Here is a 3,774-nt window from a genome sequence, read left to right as displayed (position 1 = left end):
TTGCCTTCCAGGCCGCGAGAATACCCATCGGTATTCCGAGCACAACCGCAAGGAATATACCCATCAAGATCATGGACACCGTCGGCTCAATGCGGGTGGATATCAGCTCCGCGACCGACCTGCCAGTGAACAGCGACGTTCCGAGATCGCCTCGGAAGAAGCCGGTGAACCAGTCCAGGTACTGAACGACCGCCGGCCTGTCCACGCCAAGCTGTGCACGAGCCTCGTTGATGTCTTCCTCTGTGGCGAACAGCAGGTAGTCTCCACCCAACAAAATTGCCGCCGGATCGCCCGGGGCAAGCTGCATGATGGAGAACGTAATGAGCGAGACCGCCAGAAAGACGGGAACGGCCAGTACGACTCTTCGTGCTATGTATGGCAGCATGATCTATGCCCAGTCATCGCCCTACTCTATTGGGGCGCGTAACGCTGCTTCGCCAGTGTCCTGTCCGATGGTACGAAACTGAAGCCCAGTCCGTTTCCCAATCGGATATGTAGATGGGCGCGACCACTGAAGATCGCGCCGCATCTAACTAAATTCCGTTAGAAGATTGCCGGTCCTACCGATCGAGCCACACATTGTGGAGGATCGGGAACAGGCAGTCCAGGCAGAAGTTCTTAACGTCAGACCTGATCGCACGCGGAGGTGAGAACATGAAGTGCCACACGCGCGCAGGGTTGTCGTAGAGCACCCTGTTCATCTCGTCGAACAGGACCTGCAGCTTCTCCTGATCGGTCTCGGTCAGGAACTGGTCTCGGAGCTCGGTGATACGAGGCTCGACCCACCTGCCGGAACCCTCAGGGTTCGAAGCAGCCATGGAAGGCGCCAGCGGGTTGAGTCCATTCGCGAAGTTGGACCACGACGTGGCCATTTCCCACGGCCCGTCCGGGTTACCCGTCACCGCGATCCGGCTCGCCCAGTCCAGGGAAACCAGTTCAACGTTAGTGAATCCGAGCTGCTTCAGCGTCTCTCCCATCACGAGCCCGGCCTCAGGCATAAACGGCATGTCGGAAGCGGCCACGAGGCGCAACGGGTAGTCCTTGATCATGGGATCGATGGCCGCGGCCTCGTCCAGGATCTGCTTACCCAGTTCAAGGTCGCCGCTAAGGGTCTTTATTCCCTCGACCTGTATGTCGTCTGCTACCGATGTCTCCCACGGCGTGCCGCAGTGAATCTCGATGTAGCACTCGGTCCAGAACTGGCGCTCGCCAACTGCCGCCTGCATGATCTTGTCATTCGGTGAAGCCGCGTATACGGCTCGCCGTGCAAGCCTTCCGGCCGGCGTCATGTCAAACGGCGGATGGTGGAAGTTGAAGGCGTGGACGCCGTAGTTTCCGTCTCTGATCGGCGACCAGTTGATGTTCGCGTTGCCGTCCAGCGTGAAGGCGAGGTCCAGCCTGAAGTCATCCAGGACGTCCACTTCACCGGTCTGAAGCGCGGCTACGCGGGTTGCGTGGTCCGGTATGTCGAGAGCGACGAACCCGTCGATGTACTGGTTGATCTCGCCCTTGGTGAAGTCCCAGGGCTCGCCAGTGTTGGGAACATAGTCCGCGAACTGCTCGAAGACCAAACGCTCCTGCGGGATCCACTCGGTCATTGCGAACGCGCCGGTCCCGATCACCTGGTCCACAGGCTGTCCAACCGCAATCGACCAGATGTCTTCATGCATGATGGACGGCTGTCTCGGGTCGAGCTGCGCGAGGAACTCGAGCACCATGGCCGTCGGCTCCTCGAACTTCATGACGATTGTGTTGTTCGCCTCGTCCAGCACCTGGTTGAAGACCTGGTCGCTGCGCTCTTTGCCCTCGTTACCTGCTGAGATGCCAAGGAGCTGCCGTCCAAGGGGATCGACGCGGGCGAACCTGTTGTGTGTCTCAGCGATGTCGAGCATCCGCAGCGGGTCGCCGTTGTGGAACGTCTGGCCGGGGCGTACCTTGAACGTGTACTCCTTGCCATCGTCGCTCAGGTTCCACGACTCGAGCATCTGCGGGTAGATCACGTAGTTCTTGTCGCGCCAGAAGAGCTGGTCATAGGCGTGACGTCCGACTGTGCCGGTGACGATGGCGCCTGTTGCGATCGGATCGATGATCTTGATCGAACCCTGCGGCACGTAGTTGATGGTGCCGCCCGGCTTGGCCATTTGCATCGCGCCCTCAATCGGCCTCGATTGAGGTCTGACCGCGGCTACGGACGGCGCCTGTACGCTGGTGCCTGCCGGTGCCTGAGCGGCAGCCGCAGGTGCAGCGGCCGCAGGTGCAGCCGGTTGCTGGGCCGCGACCGGTGCTGAGGCGGCTGGCGCCATCGCCGGCGCTGCCGGAGCGGCTGGTGCAGGAGCCTGTGGAGCCTGGGGCGCGCTCGGTTCTGCGCTCGAACACGCCACCAAGACAGCCAACACTGCTGCTAGTCCTAGTGCTATCAATATAGATCGTCGCATAAAGCTAACCTCCGGTTGACTCGCTCCTTCGTCAGCCAAGACATCCACCCGCCCACTCGCGGAGAGTCTCCGTCAATTCCATTACGGAATCCCACTTCCGTCAATGTTCCGTGCATAATACCACAACTGTATCCAACCCGGTGCCCGCCCCGTGGGAGTCCCGATTCAGCCCCACAGCCGGGGGTCCGTCACCTTGCCATACGTACAGGGGACCCCCACGGTTCCCCAGGTCAGTCCGGTTAGCACGGGCGAGCCCCTACATCCTTTCTCAAGTGCGACTGACTCAGAGAGCGGGCGCCTCGCCCGAATTGCACTGCGCTGAGGCTATAGAAGGGCAAGTAGCCATCCCTGCAAATACCCCTGATATTGACAGCCGCGCGACACCCTCAATAACATCGCTCCAGCTTCAATCTGACACCACGGAGGAAGATATGACCACGTTCGACATGAAACAGGTCGAGGTCTCCCAGGAAGTCCTCGACGGACTGAAGGCGATCCCTACCGCCACCGTCTACAACGCTGTCCGGCACTTCGGCTCTACTCTCAACGTGTGCGAGGGCCTGGTGAACCTCACTCCCGGCGAGCGCCTGGCAGCTCGGGCGCGTACTCTGAGGTTCCTCCCAAACCGCGCCGACCTCATCGCCGACCGGCCTGCCGGCGAGCACTCGACAGAGTACGTCGCGATGGGACGCTGCGGACCCGGCGACGTGCTGGTAGCCGACATCTCAGGCTCAGCCAAGGACGTCGTCGCAGGCGACGTCAAGCTCCTTCAGCTTGCGATGAACAACGCTGACGGCGTCGTGATAGACGGCGCGATCCGCGACCTCGATGTACTTATAGATGAGGGCTACGGCCTCACCGTGTACGCCAAGTACCGCAGCTTCCACGGCAACCCCGAGTACGCTCCTGCCGAGGAGAACGTCCAGATCAACTGCGGCGGCGCGCTGGTCAGGCCCGGCGACGTGCTGGTCGGAGACAACGACGGCGTGCTGGTGGTCCCATCGTGGATGGCCGAAGCCGTTCTCGAGTGGGCAGTCGAGCATGAAGACGCAGAGAACTACGTCAAGGAAAAGGTCCGCGCCGAGAACTGCCCTCCAGGTCGCTACTACCCTCCCACAGCCGAGACCATCGAGGAGATGTACCGCGTCAAAGGCCGCCGCTAGGCCCTCGCCACCCACCAACGGCCCCTCTCCCTGGGGGAGAGGGTTGGGGTGAGGGCGAATACCTGATCTGGAACCTAGCTCGCAGGTACCCAACCCTGTCCGTAACCGTCCCATAGGCGGTGGGTGTGAGTCTGAGGGGTAGTTCACAATACTCAATGTCCCCATGCCAATAGGCG

The 3,774-nt window shown here is 61.1% G+C and carries 3 protein-coding genes; 1 reads left to right on the top strand and 2 read right to left on the bottom strand.

Annotated elements, in window-relative coordinates; all coding sequences use genetic code 11:
* Both J4G14_14930 and J4G14_14925 read right to left on the bottom strand, forming a co-directional pair.
* A partial coding sequence (locus tag J4G14_14930; protein ID MCE2459083.1) for an ABC transporter permease occupies positions 1-385 on the bottom strand: 385 nt, incomplete at its 3' end.
* A 175-nt stretch (positions 386-560) separates the two neighbouring features.
* On the bottom strand, positions 561-2,435 hold the full coding sequence (locus J4G14_14925; GenBank protein MCE2459082.1) for a hypothetical protein: 1,875 nt from the start codon (positions 2,433-2,435) through the stop codon (positions 561-563).
* Between the two features lie 431 nt (positions 2,436-2,866).
* Between J4G14_14925 and J4G14_14920 the strand changes: the two genes are divergently transcribed.
* A complete protein-coding gene (locus J4G14_14920) occupies positions 2,867-3,598 on the top strand; it encodes a hypothetical protein (GenBank protein MCE2459081.1) in 732 nt (243 codons plus the stop codon).
* Positions 3,599-3,774: the final 176 nt, after the last annotated feature.

The organism is Dehalococcoidia bacterium, from assembly GCA_021295915.1.
Classification (GTDB): domain Bacteria; phylum Chloroflexota; class Dehalococcoidia; order Lucifugimonadales; family UBA1123; genus VXRN01.
This window is presented reverse-complemented; position numbering and strand designations above follow the sequence as displayed.